Source organism: Streptomyces rubellomurinus (assembly GCF_000961885.1).
Taxonomy (GTDB): domain Bacteria; phylum Actinomycetota; class Actinomycetes; order Streptomycetales; family Streptomycetaceae; genus Kitasatospora; species Kitasatospora rubellomurina.
In genome coordinates, this window is sequence record NZ_JZKH01000027.1 from 1 (window position 1) to 18,300 (window position 18,300).

Here is an 18,300-nt window from a genome sequence, read left to right on the forward strand (position 1 = left end):
AGCGGGGACGGTGGCAGCCCTGATACCAGTGGCCAACGCCGCGGCATGCCCCGAACCAGTGGCAGTCACCCGGGGGTGCGGCTTGCGCGCCCCGTGCGTGCCCGTCGACGCGTGCACGGACACCCCGAGAGCTGCCGGGGAGTCCCCGGTCACCGCGATGTCGCCGGCCCGGTCCGTCCGCAGCACCGTGGCACCGAGCGCGCGCAGGTGGTCGACCGTCCGCCCGGACGGATGCCCGTACGCATTTCCCTCGCCGCAGGAGATCAACGCCAGCCGGGGCCGCAACGCACCGGCCAAGTCCCAGTCCTGATAGGCCGAACCGTGATGGGCGACCTTCAGCACGTCCACCCGCCCCACCCGCCCCGACAACGCCGCCTGGGCAGGAGGTTCGAGGTCTCCGAGCAGCGCCATCCGGAGGCCGCCCGCCAAGGTCACCGCCAGCGCCACGCTCGCGTTGTTCGCACCCGGCGCCTCGGCCGCCGCCCCCGGGTCAGGCCACAGCACCTCCCAGGACAGCCCCGCACCGGCCGAGCGCCGTTCACCCCGACCCGCTCGCAGCAGCGGGACGCCGGCACCCGCCGCCCACGCCGCCACCCGGGCGGCCTCGCCCGGTGGATCGTCCGCCGTCGTGCCCTCGACAGCACCGACCCGACGCCCTCGCAAGACCCCCGGCACACCCTCCACGTGGTCCGCGTGGAAGTGCGTCAGCACCAGCAGCGGGACCTCCGTCACCCCCAGCTCGCGCAGGCACCGATCAGCGGCGGCCGGCTCCGGACCGGTGTCGACCACGATCGCACTGCCCGACGCACCCGCGGACAGGACCACCATGTCACCCTGCCCCACGTCGCACATCACCAGCCGCCACCCCGGCGGCGGCCAGCCGGTGGCGATCCGGGTGAGCTGCGGCGGCCGCAGCAGCACGCCGAGCAGCACGATCAGCAGCACCCCGGTCACCAGCGCGCGCACCCACCGGCGGCGGGCCCGTACCGGGCGGCCGGGCTCGGCCCGGCGCGGCAGCAGGAGCGGCGCCGCCCAGCAGGCGGCCAGCACCCCGAGCGCGACCGTCACCGTCCCGAACCAGCCGCCCGGCCAGGCAAGTTGGCCACCCGGGAGCTCCGCACCGCGGCGCGCCACCTGAGCGAGCCAGGTGGCCGGCACCCCGGCCGGCTCCGCCAGCAGCCGGGCCGCGCCGGGAAGGACCGGCTGCAGCGCGAGGACCCCGAAGCCGAGCAGCGTGGCCGGGGCCACCGCCAGCTCCGCGAGCAGGTTGCACGGGATCCCGACCAGGCTGATGTGCCCGGAGAGCACCACCGTCACCGGCGCGCACAGCGCCTGGGCGGCGGCCGCCGCCGCGAAGGCGCCGGCCAGGTGGTGCGGCCAGCCCCGGGCGCGCAGGGCCTCGGCCCAGTGCGGGGCGAGGACGAGCAGCCCGGCCGTGGCGAGCACCGAGAGCAGGAAGCCGAAGGACCGGGCCAGGAACGGGTCGAGCAGGACCAGCACCAGGACGGCACCGGCGAGCGCGGGCACCGCCTGTCGAGGACGGCCGGTGGCCAGGGCCAGCATGCCGATCAGCCCCGTGCCCGCCGCCCGCAGCACGCTGGGCTCGGGCCGGCAGATGGTGACGAAGGCCAGCGTCAGCGCCGTACCGAGCAGCGCGCTGGTGCGCAGGGGAATCCCCAACACCGGTGCCAGCCCGCGCCGTTCCGCGCTCCCGGCCAGCCCGGGGGCGCCCAGCAGCACGCCGAGGACGATCGCCAGGTTGGCCCCGCTGACCGCCACCAGGTGCACCAGGTCGGTGGCCCGGAAGGCCTCGTCGAGGTCGTCGGGCAGCCGCGACACGTCGCCGACGACCAGGCCGGGGAGCAGCCCCCGCGCGTCCGGCGGCAGCCCGTCGGTGGCCGTGCGCAGGCCCTCGCGCAGCCGCCCGGCGATCCGCTGGGCGAGGTCGGGCGGCGCGAGGAGCCGCGGCGGGCCGTGGACGACCAGCAGTGCCGCGGACTCCGTGTCCCGGCCCTCCCCCGGCGGCCGGACGTCGGCCTCGGCCGCCAGCCGCGCGGACGGCAGCAGCCGCTGCCACGGCGCGCTCTCCGCACCCCGGGCCATGACCGTCACGGGCGTGCTGGTCCGGGTGGTGCCGCCGTCCGGCAGGACGGTGATCCGGTCGGCCACCGCGGCGACGGTCAGCAGCGTCTGCCCGCCGCCGGTGCCGCCCTGGACGTCATGGGCCTTCGGGTCCCCCGTGACGGTGAGCTCCACCTCCACCGCCGGCGCCCCCGCGCCCGGGGCGCGCTCGGCCGCGCGGACGAGCTCCGGCAGCGGGCCCCGGTGCAGGTCGGCGGTGTGCAGCGGCGTCGCGATGGCGGCCGCCGCCGAGGTGAGCAGGACGGCGGCGAGCGTCGCCACGGCTCCGTGCCGGCGCCGGAGCCCGGGCCGGGTGAGCAGCAGGACGGCCGCGAGGGCGGCGGTCACGGCCGCCCCGAGGACGAGGGGTTCGTGACCCGGCTCCAGCCGCAGCAGCGCCGCGGTGACCACCCAGGCCGAGACGGCGGGGAAGCACAGCCGGAAGTCGCTGCCCGCAGAACGGGCTGGCGACACCGGCGCGTTGACGACGGCGGACATGGCGGTACCTCCCTTCGGCGGACAGCGGACGGCGGCCGGCGACGGCGGGACGGGCGGGCGGGCGGACAGGCGGACAGACGGGCGGACGGAACGTCAGAGGGTGAGCAGCGGACGCAGCTCCGCGAACGTACGGACCCCGATGCCGCTGACCTGCCGGAGCTGGTCGACGGAGCGGAAGGAGCCGTGCGCGGCGCGGTAGGCGAGGATGCGCTGGGCGAGGGTCGGGCCGACGCCGGGCAGGGCGTCGAGCTGTTCGAGCGTGGCGCGGTTGAGGTTGACGGGTGGCCGGGGTGCGGCGGCCCCGGGCGGTCCGGCGCCGGAGGCGGGGGCCGCCACCAGCGCGGGGGCGGGCGTCGGATCACCGACGACGATCTGCTCGCCGTCCGTGAGCACCCGGGCGAGGTTGAGGCTCCTGGTGTCGGTCTCCGGCAGCGCGCCGCCCGCCGCCCGGACGGCGTCGGCCACCCGCGAGCCGCCCGGCAGGGTGTGCAGGCCGGGCGAGCGGACCCGGCCGCCGACGTCGACCACGACGGCGGCCTCGGCGCCGGACGCGGCCGGGCCTTCCGGCGGGCCGGCCGCCGCCCCGGACGGCGCTCCGGGCCCGGCTGCCGGTACGGCCTCGGCCGGCACCCCCGCCGACACCGCTGCGGCCGGTAGCGAGGCGGAGGCCAGCGCGGGGACGGCGACCGCCTCCGGCCTGCCCAGCCAGAAGTGCTGGACGGCGTAGCCGACCGCGAACAGCAGCAGGACGGCCAGCCCGGCCACCGCCCGCCGGTCGAGCGCCAGCGCCGAGGCGAACCGCAGCCGCGTCCCGACGCCACCCGTCCGATCGGCCACCCCCACCGGGTCCGACGGAACCACCGGCCCCGCCGACACCACCGGCCCCGCCGCATCCACCGGCGCCGCAGGCTCGACCGACACCACGGGCTCCACCCCGCCCCCCGGCTCGGCCACCGCCGCCGCCGAGGCGCCCGTCTCCCCCTCCGGCAGCAGCGCCGCCATCCGCAGCCGTACCGTCTCGTTGATCACATGGCGCTTCTTCGCCGCGCCCAGGCCCAAGGTCGTCATGGCGAGGACGGTAGGAGTCCGCCGCCGAACACGCGGAAATTTGCGGAAACCTGTGGATAACTCAGGGGTTGTGGATAAAAGCGTCACTCACACGAGTGATGCGGCCCCTCCGAAACTGACGCAGCGGCCGAAACGCCCGTCTCAGCGCGGCGCGACCACCACCGCGAGCAGCCCCGGCCCGACGTGCGCGCCGATGACCGCCCCCACCTCCCCCACGTACAGCTCCCGCAGCCCCGGCACCCGCGCCCGCAGCCGCTCCGCGAGCGGCTCGGCCCGGTCCTCGGCGGCCAGGTGGTGCACGGTGATGTCGACCTCGCCCTCCCCGGAGTGCTCGACCGCGATCTCCTCCAGCCGGGCGATGGCCCGCGACGCCGTGCGCACCTTCTCCAGCGGCTGGATCCGCCCCCCGTCCAGGTGCAGCAGCGGCTTGACCGCCAGCGCCGAGCCGAGCAGCGCCTGCGCGGCCCCGATCCGCCCGCCCCGGCGCAGGTACTCCAGGGTGTCGACGTAGAAGAACCCGCTGGTGACGGCCGCCCGCCGGTCCGCCGCCTCGGCGGCCTCCGCCAGTCCCCGCCCGGCCGCGATGGCCTCGGCGGCCGCGAGCACGCTGTACCCGAGCGCCATGGCGACCAGCCGGCTGTCGACCACCCGTACGGGGACGGGCGCCTCGGCGGCGGCCAGCCGGGCCGCCTCGACGGTGCCGGACAGTTCGCCCGAGATGTGCACGGAGACGATTCCTTCGGCCCCGGCCTCGGCGGCGGCCCGGTAGGCGGCGGCGAACGCGTCCGGGTTGGGCATGGAGGTGGTCACCCGCTGCTTGGCCCGCAGCGCCTCCGCGACGTCCTTCGGGGAGATCTCGACGCCCTCGCTGAGGACCGAGTCGCCGACCGCGACGCTCAGCGGAACCACCGTGATCCCGTGCCGGTCCAGGGACTCCTGCGACAGATAGGCCGTGGAATCGGTGACAAGTGCGAGGTCGGAGGGCATGAGGCGGAGGTTACTCCCCGTTCGTTCGTGAGGACAGCGCCCCGACGCGCAGCGCCGCCGCACCGCCCCGAAGACCCGAAGATCGGCTCATCAGCTCGTGGAGGACCCCGTGGACGGCCCCGCCGAGGGCCCGGCGGACGGCTTGCGCAGCCGCTGCGCCAGCTTGGCCAGCGGATCGGCGAGCCCGAGCAGGTCCTCGGCGCTCGGCCGCCCCTTCCCGTCCGTGATCCCGGCCCGCCGCGTAGCCCCGGACCCCGCAGCACCCGCCCGAGAATCCGACGAGGACGACGACGCCGAAGCAGCAGACGAAGCAGCCGAAGCCCCGTCCCAGTGCCGCAGCGCCCCCGCCTCGCTCTCGCACTCCTGGCTCAGCCGGCTCAGCTCGTCGTCCGCGAACCGGTGCATCCGGTCCTGCGCCGCCCACCGCATGGTCTCCGCCGAGTGCGTGATCCGTTCGGCCCGCTCCCGCAGCTCCGGCAGCTTGGCGGCGATCCGCCCGGTGTCCGGCTCACGCTCCAACATCCGCAGTTCGCCGTCGAGTTCAGCCGCGTGGGCGTCGAGCCGGGTGAGCAGGGCGAGCGCCTCGCCGAGCTGCCCGTCCTGCTCGACGCCGCCCTCCAGCACCTGCCGGGTGCCGTCGAGCGCGGTGCGGAGCCCCAGCCGGACGGCGGCGATCTGCGCGGGCGGGCCGACCTTGGTGTACGTCCTGGCCTTGAGCGTGGCGTTCTCGACGACGCGCCGGGCGTTGGCCTCGTGCCGCTCGACCTTCGCGGCGACGGCCTTGGCGGCCTTGACCGTGCCGACCACGGCCAGCACCAGCACCGCGATCCCGAAGAGCATGACCAGGCCGATCATCACGCCGAACACGTCCATCGAGCGTCACCTTCCGCTACCAGTTCGGCCCCCACGCAGGCCCAACGAGGGCCGCATCGCCGTGGGTTCCACGGTAGCCGCCGGTCCCCTCCCGGGGCGGGCCGAACGGGCCCGGCGGCCGGAGATCAGGGACAGATCCGGGATCTCCCCGAGGGCCCGAACGCCTCGACCCCGAGGGCCCGGAACGCCCCGACCCCGAGGGCCCGAACACCCCGCCCCCGAGGCCCGGAACGCCCCCGCAGGCCCCCGAAAACGCCCGGGCGGGCGCCCCGAAGGACGCCCGCCCGAGAACGAGCCGGACCGGGCCCGACCCACAACGGCCGAACTCAGCCCACTCAGCCCACTCAGCCCGTGACGATGTTCACCAGCTTCGGCGCCCGCACGATCACCTTGCGCACCGCCGCGTCCCCGATCGCCGCGACGACCGCCGGCTCGGCCAGCGCCAGCGTCTCCAGCTCGGCGTCGGTGATGCCGGGCGCGACCTCCAGCCGCGCCTTCACCTTGCCCTTGATCTGCACGACGCAGGTGACCGACTCGTCCACCACGTACGCCGGGTCCGCGACCGGGTAGTCGGCGTGCGCCAGCGACTCGGTGTGGCCCAGCCGGCGCCACAGCTCCTCGGCGACGTGCGGGGCCAGCGGCGCGACCATCAGCACCAGCTGCTCGGCCACCTCGCGCGGCGTGGAGCCGCGCTTGACCAGGTAGTTGTTCAGCTCGATCGCCTTGGCGACGGCCGTGTTGAAGCGCAGCGCCGCCATGTCGCCGCGGATGCCGTCGATCGCCTTGTGCAGGACGCGCAGCGTGGCCTCGTCGGGCTGCTCGTCGGTGACGACCAGCTCGCCCGTCGTCTCCGAGACAATGTTGCGCCACAGCCGCTGCAGGAAGCGGTACGGGCCGACGACGGCGCGGGTGTCCCAGGGGCGGGAGACGTCCAGCGGGCCCATGGACATCTCGTACAGGCGCAGCGTGTCGGCGCCGTACTCGTCGGAGATGTCGTCCGGGGCGACGGCGTTCTTCAGGGACTTGCCCATCTTGCCGGCCTCGCGCTTGACCGGCTCGCCCTCCCAGAAGTAGCCGCCGTCGCGCTCCTCGACCTCGGCGGCGGGCACCGGGAAGCCGCGCTCGTCGCGGTAGACGTCGGCGGTGATCATGCCCTGGTTGAACAGCTTGTGGAACGGCTCGACGGAGGAGACGTGGCCCAGGTCGTGCAGCACCTTGTGCCAGAAGCGCGCGTACAGCAGGTGCAGCACGGCGTGCTCGGCACCGCCGACGTACAGGTCGGCGCCGCCGGCCGGCTTGGTGTCGGTGGGGCCCAGCCAGTAGCGCTCGTTGGCGGGGTCGGCGACGGCCGAGGTGTTCGACGGGTCGACGTAGCGCAGCTCGTACCAGCAGGAGCCGGCCCAGTTGGGCATGGTGTTGGTCTCGCGGCGGTACTTCTTGACGCCGTCGCCCAGGTCCAGTTCGACGTTGACCCAGGCCTCGTTGCGGGACAGCGGGGTCTCCGGCGAGGAGGAGGCGTCGAACGGGTCGAAGGTGCGCGGCGAGTAGTCGTCGACCTCGGGGACCTCGACGGGCAGCATCGAGTCGGGCAGCGCGTGCATGACGCCGTCCTCGTCGTAGACGATCGGGAAGGGCTCGCCCCAGTACCGCTGGCGGCTGAACAGCCAGTCGCGCAGGCGGTAGTTGACGGTGCCTTCGCCGATGCCGCGCTCGGCCAGCCAGGCCGTGACGTGGGCCTTGGCGTCGACGACGCTCAGCCCGTCCAGGGACAGCTCGCCGTCCCGCACGGAGTTGACGATGACCGAGTCGTACGTGTCGAAGGCGTCGTCCCACTGCGCCGGGTCGGCGCCGCGGCCGTCGGTCGGCTCGACGACGCAGCGCATCGGCAGGCCGAAGGCGCGGGCGAACGCGAAGTCGCGGTGGTCGTGGGCGGGGACGGCCATGATGGCGCCGGTGCCGTAGCCCATCAGCACGTAGTCGGCGATGAACACGGGGACGGACTCGCCGCTGACGGGGTTGACGGCGTGCGCGCCGGTGAAGACGCCGGTCTTGACCTTGGCCTCGACCTGCCGCTCGACGTCCGACTTGGCGGCGGCCGCGGCGCGGTAGGCGGCGACGGCCTCGGCGGGGGTGGCGGCGCCGCCGGTCCACTCGGCGGGGACGCCCTCGGGCCAGGCGGCGGGGACGATGGCGTCGACCAGGTCGTGCTCGGGCGCCAGCACCATGTAGGTGGCGCCGAACAGGGTGTCGGGGCGGGTGGTGAAGACGGTGATCTTCTCGCCGTCGACGGCGAAGTCGACCCGGGCGCCTTCGGAGCGCCCGATCCAGTTGCGCTGCTGCAGCTTGATGGCCTCGGGCCAGTCCAGCATGTCCAGGTCGTTGATCAGCCGGTCCGAGTACGCGGTGATGCGCATCATCCACTGGCGCAGGTTGGACTTGAACACCGGGAAGTTGCCGCGCTCGGAGCGGCCGTCCGCGGTGACCTCCTCGTTGGCCAGCACGGTGCCCAGGCCGGGGCACCAGTTGACCGGCACCTCCTTGGCGTAGGCCAGCCGGTACTCGGCCAGCACCTCGTCGCGCTCGCCGGCCGTCAGGGACGCCCAGGCCCGGCCGCCCGGCACCTCGCGCGTGCCGTCCGCGAACTGCTGGACCAGCTCGGCGATCGGGCGGGCCTTGGCGGCGTCGGCGTCGTACCAGGAGTTGAAGATCTGCAGGAAGATCCACTGCGTCCAGCGGTAGTACTCCGGGTCGATCGTGGAGAACGAGCGGCGCGGGTCGTGGCCCAGGCCCAGCCGGCGCAGCTGGCGGCGCATGTTGGCGATGTTGGCCTCGGTGGAGACCCGCGGATGGGTGCCGGTCTGGACGGCGTACTGCTCGGCGGGCAGGCCGAAGGCGTCGTAGCCCAGGGTGTGCAGGACGTTGTGGCCGGTCATCCGCTGGTAGCGGGCGAAGACGTCGGTGGCGATGTAGCCCAGCGGGTGGCCGACGTGCAGGCCCGCGCCCGAGGGGTACGGGAACATGTCCATGATGAAGCTGTGCGGCTTCGCGGCGACGTCACCGGCGGACGGGTCGGCCAGCGGCCCGACCGGGTTGGGCACGTGGAAGGTGCCCTCCTTCTCCCAGATGTCCTGCCAGCGGGACTCGATCTCCGCCGCCAGCGCGGCGCTGTACCGGAACGGCTCGGTGGCGGCCTCGGCCGCGCCGGACGCAGGGGTCGTCTCGCTCATGGTCCTTCAAGCTCCATCGATGTCAGTGGGCGAACCGCGCGGCGCGGCCGGGCGCGGAACGAGGGCACGGGGCGGAAAACAAAAAAGCCCCTCGCAGGAGGGGACGCCACGCCGACTCCGGCACCGCCCGTGGGCTCAGCCGGTCCTGGTCAGCGCGGCCGGCTAAGGAGCAGGCGCACGGTTCGCATGGGCTCAGGGTACCGCAAGCGGCTCGACGCCCTCCCGGGCGTTCCCTCGGCCGCACGCGGCACGCCGCCGCCCCTGCCCCCACCCCTGCCTACGCCTACGCCTACGCCCCCACCCGCCCCGCCGCGTCGAAGTCCCGCAGCGCCCGGGCCAGCCGCTCGGACTGCATGCCCGCCGCCAGGGCCCGCGCCAGCTCCGCCGTGCGCGCCGCCTCCCGCCGGTCGCCGAGCCGCCGGTGGGTCTCCGCGAGGCGCACCATCAGCAGCGCCTTGGTCCGCGCCCGCCCCGGCCCGAGCCCGGCGACGGCCTCGGCGAGCTGCGCCTTGGCCATCCGGTGCCGCCCGAGCGCGAGCCGCGCCTCCCCCACCATCCCGGCCAGGCAGGCCCGGGCCTCCTCGGCGCCGGGCACCCCGTCCAGTTCGGCGAAGGCCCGGGCGGCGGCGTCCTCGGCCGGCTCGGCCTCGCCCCGGCGGCCGTGCGCGCGGGCGATCCGGCCGAGCTGGCGGGCCCGGCCGCCGGGGCTGAGCGCCTCGCCGTGGCTGTCGAGGGCGGCGCTGAGCGCGGAGACGGCGTCCAGGCCGCGTCCGCCGGCGCCCTGGGTGGCGAGGACGACCAGCGCGCCGAGGACGGCGACCCCGAGCCGGACGTCGCCGCTGACGTGCGCGGCGCGCAGCGCGGCGACGAAGGCCCGCTGGGCGGCGGCGTCGTGGCCGAGGTCGTAGGCGGCCCAGCCGGCCAGCCGGGCGAACCGGCTGGCCGTGCCGTACAGCTCGCGGCCGAGCCGTTCGTCGTACGCGCCGAGTTCCAGCAGCTTGGCCAGCATGGCGAGTTCGGCCCGGGTGGGGCCGAGGACGAGGCCGCCGCCGCAGGAGCGTTCGAGCCGCTGCTTGCTGCGGTAGGACAGTCCGAGGTCGCCGACCAGCGCGGGGTCGACGCGCAGCGCGCCCTCGCCGCCGCCGACCGGCGGGGGCGGGGTGCTGAGGCGTTCGGCGGCCTGGTCGAGGTCGGCGCTGCGGAACAGGTCGGTGAGCCGGACGGGCCCGGCGTCGGTGGCGGCCTCGCGCAGCGCGGTCTGCGCGGTGTCGGCGGTCCACGCGTCGGTGAGCAGCCCGGGCGAGAGGATCTTGGCGCCGCGGTGGCCGCCCATCCGGCCCCACAACTGCTCGTAGGTGACGGCGATGCCGAGGGTGCGGCTGAGCACCTCGCAGACCGCCTGGTCGTGCGGGCTGCGCGGCACCATGCCGCGGTCGCGCCACTTGTACGGGGCGGTGGAGCTGATCGCCAGGCCCGGCGGCAGGGCCAGGCTGACCTCGCGGGCCAGCCGTTCCGGGCTCCAGCCGAGCTGGTGCAGTATCCGGGCCAGCTCCTCGTTCCGCCTTCGCTGCAGATCGGCCATGGGACGACGGTAGCGGGATTCGCGCCCGGGCCGCCGGTGGCATGCACACTCTGGGACACAACGGCGAAGAGCCGCCTCCCACATCGGGAGGCGGCTCTTCAACCACTGTGGAGCTATGGGGAATTGAACCCCAGACCTCTTGCATGCCATGCAAGCGCTCTACCAACTGAGCTATAGCCCCTTGACCTGCGATGTCACCGTGGTTCCGGTTCGTTTCCGTCCGTTTCCCTCGGCGACATCGACTACTTTACACGGTCCCGGGCGTGCTCCTGAAATCCGTTTCCCGCGGCCGGGCCACGACCCGGCCCGGCCCGCGCGTCACCCCCTCGCCGCGCCTGCCGCACCCGTCGCACCCGCCGCGCCCGCCCGCCGGGTGCGCGCGGCGAAGCCGACCCCCACGAGCACCATGACGGCGTTCACCGCCAGGGTGACCAGCACCGCGTGCCCCGAGTCGGCGGCCGGCGCCGGCAGGTCCACCTGCCCGAGGAACAGCGAGCCGAGCGCCGCGACCCCGACCACCTGCCCGAGCTGGAGGACGGTCACCGTCACCCCGCTGGCGTCGGCCGCGTCCTGCGGCGCCACGTGCGCGAGCGCCCGGGCGAACAGCGGCGCGTACGTGCAGCCGGCGACGAAGCCGAGCGCGCCGGTCTCCGCCAGCACCACCGGCCCGAGTTCGGCGCCGCCGCCGAGCAGCACCCCCAGCAGCAGGTAGCCGCCGCCGAGCAGCACCCCGGCGAGCAGCGGCAGCACCCCGTGCAGCCGGCCCGGCAGCTTGTGCCAGCGCAGGCTCCCCAGGCCGAAGCCGATCGCGACGGGCGCCGAGCAGAGCCCGGCCTTCAGCGCGCTGTGGCCGAGGGCCGCCTGCTGGTGCAGGGCGAAGGTGAACATGAAGCCCGCGTAGGCGGCCATGACCGTGAACAGCGCGGCCAGGGCCGGGCGCAGGCCGGGGGCCCGCAGCACCCGCCCGGGGATCAGCGGCTGCCCACCGCGCCGGGCGACGCCGCGCTCGACCGCCACGAAGAGGACGAACACCGGCACGCTGCCCGCGAGCGCCGCCCAGCACCAGTGCGGCCAGCCGAGCTCGCGGCCGAGCACCAGCGGCACCACCAGCAGGCCGAGCGCCACGGCGAGCGCCAGCAGGCCGGGGAGGTCGAAGCCGCGCGGGGCGTCGCCGGGCAGCCGCGGCAGCAGCCGGGCACCGGCCGCCAGCAGCACCAGCCCGATCGGCACGTTGACCAGGAACACCGGCCGCCACCCGGTGCCGAACAGGTCGGCGCTGACCAGCACTCCGCCGAGCACCTGCCCGGCCGCGACGGCCACCGCCAGCACCGCCGAGTAGAGGCCGATCGCCCGGGTGCGGGCGGCGCCGGTGAAGGTGCGCTGGAGCAGGCTCATCACCTGCGGGACCATCACCGCCGCCCCCGCGCCCTGGAGCAGCCGGAAGGCGATCAGCCAGCCGGTGCCCGGGGCGAGGCCGCAGGCCAGCGAGGTGGCGGTGAAGCCAGCCAGGCCCGCCTGGAACAGCCGGCTGTACCCGAACCGGGCGCCGAGCCGGGCGCCGGTGATGAGCAGCACCGCGTAGGCGATGGAGTATCCGGCGACCACGAGTTGCAGGGCGGCGCCGGAGGCGCCCAGGTCGGTGCGGATGGTCGGCACCGCGACGTTGACGATGGAGCCGTCGAGCACGGCCATGAACTGCCCGCACAGGACGAGCGCGAGGAGCAGCCCGGGCCGTACGGGCGGGGCGGCGCCGGTGCCCGCCGCCGCGGCGGGCCGGGTCTGGAGGTCGGTCATGGCGACCAGCCTGGGGGCGTGCCGGTACCAGTGGTTAGAGCCTGCTGATCCTGGTACTGCCAGCACCTGTATCGCCCGCGCGCCCTGCGGCACGATGGAGCCCATGACCGTCCTGGAGGAGCTCCCCGCCGCGACGGCCGGCCGCGGGCACCGTCGCACCGAGCTGGCCCGTTTCCTGAAGGCCTGCCGGGCGCGGGTCACGCCCGAGGACGTCGGCCTGCCGCCCGGGCTGCGCCGCCGCACCCCGGGGCTGCGGCGCGAGGAGGTCGCGCAGCTGGCCGGGGTCGGGGTCACCTGGTACACGTGGTTGGAGCAGGGGCGGCCGATCAACGCGAGCGAGCAGGTGCTGCTGGCGGTGGCCCGGGCGCTGCGGCTTGACGGCACCGAGCGGCAGCACCTGTTCCGGCTGGCCGGGCTGGAGCCCTCACCGCTCGCGCAGCCGGACGCGCCGGAGCTGAGCCCGTCGATCCAGGTGATCCTGGACTCGCTCGCGCCGCTGCCGGCGGCGGTCTCCAACACCCGGTTCGACGTGCTGAGTTTCAACCGGCCGTACCGCTCGCTGTTCGGCACCGAGCGGATGCGCCCGGCGCACGGCGTCTACTTCAACAGCCTCTGGTGCATGCTGACCTCGCCGGAGTGCTGCAACCCGTGTGAGAACCCGGAGGAGACGCTGCCCCGGATGGTGGCGGTGCTGCGCTCGGCGTACGGCAAGCACGTCGGCGAGCCGGCCTGGGAGGCCCACGTGCGGCGGCTGTCGGCGCGCAGCGAGGTGTTCCGGGAGCTGTGGGACCGCCAGGAGGTGGCGCCGCCGCACACCCTGCTGCGGATCTTCCGCCACCCGGTGCTCGGGGTGATGCGGCTGAACGCGACGTACCTGACGATGCCGGGCGTGCCGGAGTGCTACATCGTCGTGTACGTCCCGGAGCGCCCCTGCGACCGGGAGCTGGTCGAGCGGCTCGACTCGCTGGCGCCGGGCGGCTGGACGCACACCTGCGAGGGCTGAGCGGCGGGGCCCCGGGGCCCGGAGCGACCGGGCCGTCCGTCCGCCGCCCCGAAACGCCGGAAGGCCGCCACCCGTTGGGTGACGGCCTTCCGAACTGCTGTGGAGCTATGGGGAATTGAACCCCAGACCTCTTGCATGCCATGCAAGCGCTCTACCAACTGAGCTATAGCCCCGCGACGCGGGCGACCCTGGACCTACCGACTTCCACGACCGCCGATGCGGAGTGGAGCTATGGGGAATTGAACCCCAGACCTCTTGCATGCCATGCAAGCGCTCTACCAACTGAGCTATAGCCCCGCACTCACCGGATCTCCCGCTTCCCTTCCGGGCCGCGTTCCTTCCCTGCGAACGAGGAAGACTCTAGCTGGTCAGGGCCGGAACTGCGAAATCCGCTCCCCCGGGCCCCCGCTCCACCCCTGTCGCGCCCCCGCCGCCACGTGGGCGACACCGTCCGGGCGCCACCGCTCGGGTGCCACCGCTCAGGTGTCGTCGCCGATGACCGGCTGCGGCAGCGTGCCCGCGTTGTGCTCCAGCAGCCGCCAGCCGCGCGCGCCGCGGCCGAGCACCGACCAGCAGCAGTTCGACAGCCCGCCGAAGCGCTCCCACACGGGCGCCTCCAGGTCGAGCAGCCGCCCGAGCATGGTGCGGATCGTCCCGCCGTGGCTGACCACGACGAGCGTGCCGTCGTCCGGCAGCTTCTCGACGGCCTCCAGCACCACCGGCACCGAGCGGTCGGCGACCTCGGTCGCCAGCTCGCCGCCGCCGCGCCGCACCGGCTCGCCGGCCGCCCAGGCCGCGTACTCCTCGGGGTAGCGGGCGCGGATCTCGGCGTTGGTCAGGCCCTGCCAGGAGCCCGCGTACGTCTCGCGCAGGCCCTCGTGGTGCTGCACGTCCAGCCCGGTGACCGCCGCGAGCTCCGCGGCGGTGCGCCGGGCGCGCTGGAGGTCCGAGGAGATCAGCAGGTCGGGGCGGAGCCCGGAGAGCAGCCGGGCCGCCCGCCGGGCCTGCTCGACGCCCTGCTCGGTCAGCTCGATGTCGGTCGTGCCCTGGAACCGCGATTCGAGGTTCCAGGAGGTCTGACCGTGCCGCCAGAAGACGATGCGCGGGCCCCGCGCGGCCCGGCTCAGTGCAGGTCCTCGGGCTTGCCGAAGTCGTCGGCGGGGGCGACGGCGTTGCCGGCCTCGTCGGAGTGGGCGTCGGGGCGGTTGCGCGACTCCATGGCGTCGGCGGGCAGCGGAAGCTCGGGGCAGTCCTTCCAGAGGCGGTCCAGCGAGTAGAAGGAGCGCTCCTCGGAGTGCTGGACGTGCACGACGATGTCCAGGTAGTCGAGCAGGATCCAGCGGCCCTCGCGCTCGCCCTCGCGGCGCACCGGCTTGATGTCCAGCTGCTCGCGCAGCTGGTCCTCGATCTCCTCGGCGATCGAGCGGACCTGGCGGTCGTTGTTCGCGGAGGCGATCAGGAAGGCGTCGGTGATCGACAGCACCTCGCTGACGTCGAAGGCGATGATGTTGTGCGCGAGCTTGTCGGCCGCCGCCTGGGCGGCGACGGTGATGAGCTGCTGGCTGTGGTCGGTGACGGTCACGGTGTTCTTCCGGTCGGCGGCTTGGGGCGCCCCGGCACGCGGCCGGGGGTCGCCTTCCAGGATCTCACGCCGCCCGGGCGCCCCCGGAACGCTTTTGCGCCGGGCACCGGCGCCGGACCGGTCGGCCGGGCGGGCCGCCGGACGACCGGGCGGCCCGCGGCCGCCCGGCCGGGCACCGGCCTACTGGTTCTTCGGCGGCTGGTAGTCCTTGCCGAGCACGACCACCAGGTCCGCGTTCTGCGCGTCGCCGACCTTCTTCGCCGCCGTATCCGGCAGCCCCAGGCTGGCCGCCAGCGACTTCGCCGCGGCCTGCCGGGCGTCGTCGGTGTAGCGGATCTCACTGGTGGCCTGCGGCGCGGTCCTGGATCCGCCGGGGATGAAGGTCAGGCCGGCGTTGACGACCTGGACCTGGGCGGCGGCCGCCGCCTGGTCGTTGCCGGTGGCGTCCTGGATCGAGACCCGGGCCGGGGCGGAGTCGCCGGCGCCCGCGGACTTCACGGTGCCGCCGAGCACGTCCTTGACCTGCTTGCCCGCGGTGGCCTCGTCCAGCCCGCCGTCCGGCTTGACGGTCAGCGCGGCGGTGCCGAAGTGGCCGTCCTTGGCCTGCTGGGCGAGTTGCACGAGCACCCCGGCGAGGGCGTCCTCGGGCAGCGAGGGGTCGAGCACCGCGTTCATCCGGTGCACGTCGTCCTTGGCGTCCTTGAACTCGGTCGGCATGGTGCGCACCACCGCGTCCATGACCTGCCCGAACCGGGCCAGCTGGGCGTCCCGGTTCTCGCCCGGCGCCTGCAGGGTGGCGTACGCGACCGCGGCCTTGCCGCTGAGCAGGACGTTCTTGCCCGCCGGGGACAGCTGCTTGCCCGCGGCGTCCTTGGTCTCGGCGTTGGTGTCGACCCGGATGCCGCCGAGCTGGGAGACCAGCAGTTCCAGGTACGGGGTGTCCAGCCGCCAGGTGCCGGCGACCGGGGCGCCGAGCACGGTGGACAGGCCGTCGCGGGTCGCCGAGGCGCCGATGCTGTCCATGGCCTGGCCGACCGTGGTCACCGGCGGGTCGCCGGGGCCGGGCAGCCGCAGGTTGTCGGGCAGCAGCAGCACGGTGCCCTTCTTGCCGCCGGTGTCGTCGACCAGCAGCGCGCTGGACACCTTGCCCTGAAGGTCGCGCAGGTGGACGACGTTGACCTGGCGCCCGCCGGCCGCGGCCGCCGCGGTCGGCTGGTCGCCGGAGAACCACAGGTAGCCGCCGGTGCCGGCGGCCGCGAGCCCGAGCACCACGCCGAGGGCGATCAGCCGGTTGCGCAGCTTGCGGCGTCGCTCGGCGCGCACCTCGCCCCGGGACTCGGTGAACTTCATCCAGTCGATGACGTCCTCGGACTCCTCCGTCTCCTCGTCGACGAAGGTGAACTCGCCCGTGGCGTACGAGTCCTTGGGCGCCCTGCTCCCGGCACCCTTGCCGCCGCGCGCCCCGGCGACCTGCTCGGACGGCGGCTCGGCCTTGGCCGCCGGCGCCTCGGCGGCCGGCCGGGCCGCGCCGCGGCGCGACGGCGGCACGGCGGCGGGAGCGGCCGGCGCGACCGGGACGGGCCGCGGCTCGGGTTCGGGCTCGGCGACCACCGGGGCGACGGGCTCGACCGGAGCGACCGGAGCCGCCGGAGCGGCCTGGTACGGCTGCTGGTAGCCCTCGTAGCCGTAGGTCTGCTCCTGGTACCCGTACCCGCCCTGCTGGTACGCCTGCTGCACCGGCTGCCCGTACTGGTCGTACTGCTCGTACGGCTGCTGCTCGTACCCCTGTTGCGGGTACCCCTGCTGCTCGTACGCCTGCTGGTGGGCCTGCCCCTGGTAGCCCTGCTCCTGGTGACCGCGGCCCTGGTAGCCCTGCTCCTGGTGACCGTGCTCCTGGTAGCCGCCGGTGTACGAGCCCTGCCCGTACACCGGCTGCCCGTACTGGTCGTACTGCTCGTACTGCTCCTGCGGCTGCTGCTGGTACCCCTGGTAGGGCTGCTGGTACTGCCCGGTGGACCAGTCCTGCGGCTGGTGGCCGCCGTTGCGATCACTCATGCGCCCGCTCCTGGGTCAGGTCCCGTGCGGGGCGTACAGCGCCCGCTTGTCGATGTAGCGGACCACGCCGTCCGGGACGAGGTACCAGACCGGCTCGCCCTTGGCGACCCGGTTGCGGCAGTCCGTGGAGGAGATGGCCAGCGCCGGGACCTCCACCAGGGAGACCCCGCCCACCGGAAGCCCGGCGTCCGAGAGAGTGTGCCCCGGGCGGGTGCATCCGATGAAGTGGGCCAGCGAGAACAGTTCGTCGGAGTCGCGCCAGGAGAGGATCTGGGCGAGCGCGTCGGCGCCGGTGATGAAGAACAGGTCGGCGTCCGGGTGCATGGCGTGCAGGTCGCGCAGGGTGTCGACGGTGTAGGTCGGGCCGTCGCGGTCGATGTCGATCCGGCTGACCGAGAACTGCGGGTTCTCCGCGGTGGCGATGACCGTCATCAGGTAGCGGTCCTCGGCCGGGGTGACCTGCCGGTCGCTCTTCTGCCAGGGCTGCCCGGTGGGGACGAAGATCACCTCGTCCAGGTGGAACGCGCTCGCCACCTCACTGGCGGCGACCAGGTGGCCGTGGTGGATCGGGTCGAAGGTGCCGCCCATCACGCCGAGGCGCTTCTTCACCGGTTCCGGTCCGCCGGGATTCCCGGCCTGCTCTCCCATGCCGACACACCTTACGCGACGCCCGTTACGGGGCGGCAGCGCCGGGGTCGGGGGCCGTCCCGGCACGCGCGAGGGAGCGGCCGGCCACCGGCCGGGCGCTCCCCGAGAGGCTCCTGGGGCCGGTTCAGCGGTCCCGGTTGAAGCGGGTGACGATGAAGAGCAGGAGCAGCAGGATGAACAGCGCGGCGCCACCCGTCAGCGCCGGGTTCAGGCTGTCGTGGTTGCCCCCCTCGCCACCCTCGGCGAGCAGGTTCAGGACGGGGAGTGCGGCAGTGTTCATGGTCGGCGGGACCTTCTCGGCTCGGGGGAACTGGCCTGGGGGTTGCTCCGGGCCGGTGAGGGCCCACCGTCATCGTACGGGGGGTCACACGGCAACCGCTCGGCGGCCCACCGCCGCTGACCGGACGTGAGCCGCGCGCCCGGCGGGGATCCGGGGGGCGGGCCTCAGTTGCCGCGGAAGGCCTTGGCCATGATCCAGACCAGCAGGCCGATCCCGACGAAGGACGAGATCACGATGATCCGCAGGAACAGGCCCGGCCCGGCCTCGTCGGAGATGGGCGCGGCCAGGCTGACAAGCGCGTCGGTGGACATCTGCGGGGCTCCTCGAACTCTCGGTACCGCGGCCGGGTCCGGTCTCGGTTCTCCAGGGCAATCAGGGTAAACCGGCCTCACACCCCAGCCTCCCACCGGCCCCTGCGCGCCGCCTCCCGCCCGCCGGCCCGCCGCCTCCCGTCCCCCTCCCCGCGTCCTCCCCGCGTCCTCCCCACGCACGCTCCGCACACCCGCCGGCCGCCCCCGGCCCGGCCGCCGCCCCGCGCGTACGCCGGCCCCGGGGACGAGTACGCAACCACGCGCGTTGTAC

Annotated in this window: 14 protein-coding genes and 3 tRNA genes; 1 reads left to right on the forward strand and 16 read right to left on the reverse strand. The window is 74.7% G+C overall.

Annotated elements, in window-relative coordinates; all coding sequences use genetic code 11:
- From VM95_RS15195 to VM95_RS15230, 8 genes are all read right to left on the reverse strand, one after another.
- On the reverse strand, positions 1 to 2,619 hold a 2,619-nt coding region (locus VM95_RS15195; RefSeq protein ID WP_052707384.1), incomplete at its 3' end, for a ComEC/Rec2 family competence protein.
- Between the two features lie 93 nt (positions 2,620 to 2,712).
- Complete coding sequence (locus tag VM95_RS15200; protein WP_244178778.1) at positions 2,713 to 3,687, reverse strand: ComEA family DNA-binding protein; 975 nt, start codon at positions 3,685 to 3,687, stop codon at positions 2,713 to 2,715.
- A gap of 141 nt (positions 3,688 to 3,828) precedes the next feature.
- Complete coding sequence (locus VM95_RS15205) at positions 3,829 to 4,674, reverse strand: DegV family protein (RefSeq protein ID WP_045696790.1); 846 nt, start codon at positions 4,672 to 4,674, stop codon at positions 3,829 to 3,831.
- Positions 4,675 to 4,764: 90 nt separating this feature from the next.
- Positions 4,765 to 5,547: a hypothetical protein gene (locus VM95_RS15210; RefSeq protein ID WP_045696792.1), complete on the reverse strand. Its 783-nt coding sequence runs from the start codon at positions 5,545 to 5,547 to the stop codon at positions 4,765 to 4,767.
- A 344-nt stretch (positions 5,548 to 5,891) separates the two neighbouring features.
- The gene (leuS, locus tag VM95_RS15215; RefSeq protein ID WP_045696794.1) at positions 5,892 to 8,774 is read right to left on the reverse strand and encodes a leucine--tRNA ligase; all 2,883 of its coding nucleotides are present in this window, start codon (positions 8,772 to 8,774) and stop codon (positions 5,892 to 5,894) included.
- Between the two features lie 289 nt (positions 8,775 to 9,063).
- Positions 9,064 to 10,356: an NsdA family TPR-like regulatory protein gene (locus VM95_RS15220; RefSeq protein ID WP_045696796.1), complete on the reverse strand. Its 1,293-nt coding sequence runs from the start codon at positions 10,354 to 10,356 to the stop codon at positions 9,064 to 9,066.
- A gap of 108 nt (positions 10,357 to 10,464) precedes the next feature.
- Positions 10,465 to 10,537 (reverse strand) — tRNA-Ala (locus tag VM95_RS15225).
- A 137-nt stretch (positions 10,538 to 10,674) separates the two neighbouring features.
- Positions 10,675 to 12,150, reverse strand: coding sequence for an MFS transporter (locus tag VM95_RS15230; protein ID WP_052707385.1), 1,476 nt, complete (start codon positions 12,148 to 12,150; stop codon positions 10,675 to 10,677).
- Positions 12,151 to 12,253: 103 nt separating this feature from the next.
- Between VM95_RS15230 and VM95_RS15235 the strand changes: the two genes are divergently transcribed.
- Positions 12,254 to 13,153 carry a helix-turn-helix transcriptional regulator gene (locus VM95_RS15235; RefSeq protein WP_045696798.1) on the forward strand — a complete coding sequence of 300 codons (900 nt, stop codon included), beginning with the start codon at positions 12,254 to 12,256 and terminating at the stop codon, positions 13,151 to 13,153.
- 100 nt (positions 13,154 to 13,253) lie between these two features.
- Here VM95_RS15235 and VM95_RS15240 read toward each other — a convergent pair.
- From VM95_RS15240 to VM95_RS42575, 8 genes are all read right to left on the reverse strand, one after another.
- Positions 13,254 to 13,326 (reverse strand) — tRNA-Ala (locus VM95_RS15240).
- 51 nt (positions 13,327 to 13,377) lie between these two features.
- A tRNA-Ala gene (locus VM95_RS15245) sits at positions 13,378 to 13,450 on the reverse strand.
- A 182-nt stretch (positions 13,451 to 13,632) separates the two neighbouring features.
- Positions 13,633 to 14,280 (reverse strand): histidine phosphatase family protein, encoded by a 648-nt coding sequence (locus VM95_RS15250; protein ID WP_045696801.1) that lies wholly within the window; start codon positions 14,278 to 14,280, stop codon positions 13,633 to 13,635.
- Positions 14,277 to 14,735 (reverse strand): ribosome silencing factor, encoded by a 459-nt coding sequence (gene rsfS / locus VM95_RS15255; protein WP_045696802.1) that lies wholly within the window; start codon positions 14,733 to 14,735, stop codon positions 14,277 to 14,279. The genes VM95_RS15250 and rsfS overlap by 4 nt, the downstream gene beginning before the upstream one ends.
- Before the next feature lie 180 nt (positions 14,736 to 14,915).
- On the reverse strand, positions 14,916 to 16,790 hold the full coding sequence (locus VM95_RS15260; RefSeq protein ID WP_045696805.1) for a LytR C-terminal domain-containing protein: 1,875 nt from the start codon (positions 16,788 to 16,790) through the stop codon (positions 14,916 to 14,918).
- A 15-nt stretch (positions 16,791 to 16,805) separates the two neighbouring features.
- Complete coding sequence (nadD, locus tag VM95_RS15265; protein ID WP_045696808.1) at positions 16,806 to 17,438, reverse strand: nicotinate-nucleotide adenylyltransferase; 633 nt, start codon at positions 17,436 to 17,438, stop codon at positions 16,806 to 16,808.
- 124 nt (positions 17,439 to 17,562) lie between these two features.
- A complete protein-coding gene (locus tag VM95_RS43270) occupies positions 17,563 to 17,718 on the reverse strand; it encodes a hypothetical protein (protein WP_167352925.1) in 156 nt (51 codons plus the stop codon).
- A gap of 164 nt (positions 17,719 to 17,882) precedes the next feature.
- Complete coding sequence (locus tag VM95_RS42575; RefSeq protein WP_157882112.1) at positions 17,883 to 18,029, reverse strand: hypothetical protein; 147 nt, start codon at positions 18,027 to 18,029, stop codon at positions 17,883 to 17,885.
- Positions 18,030 to 18,300 lie beyond the last annotated feature (271 nt).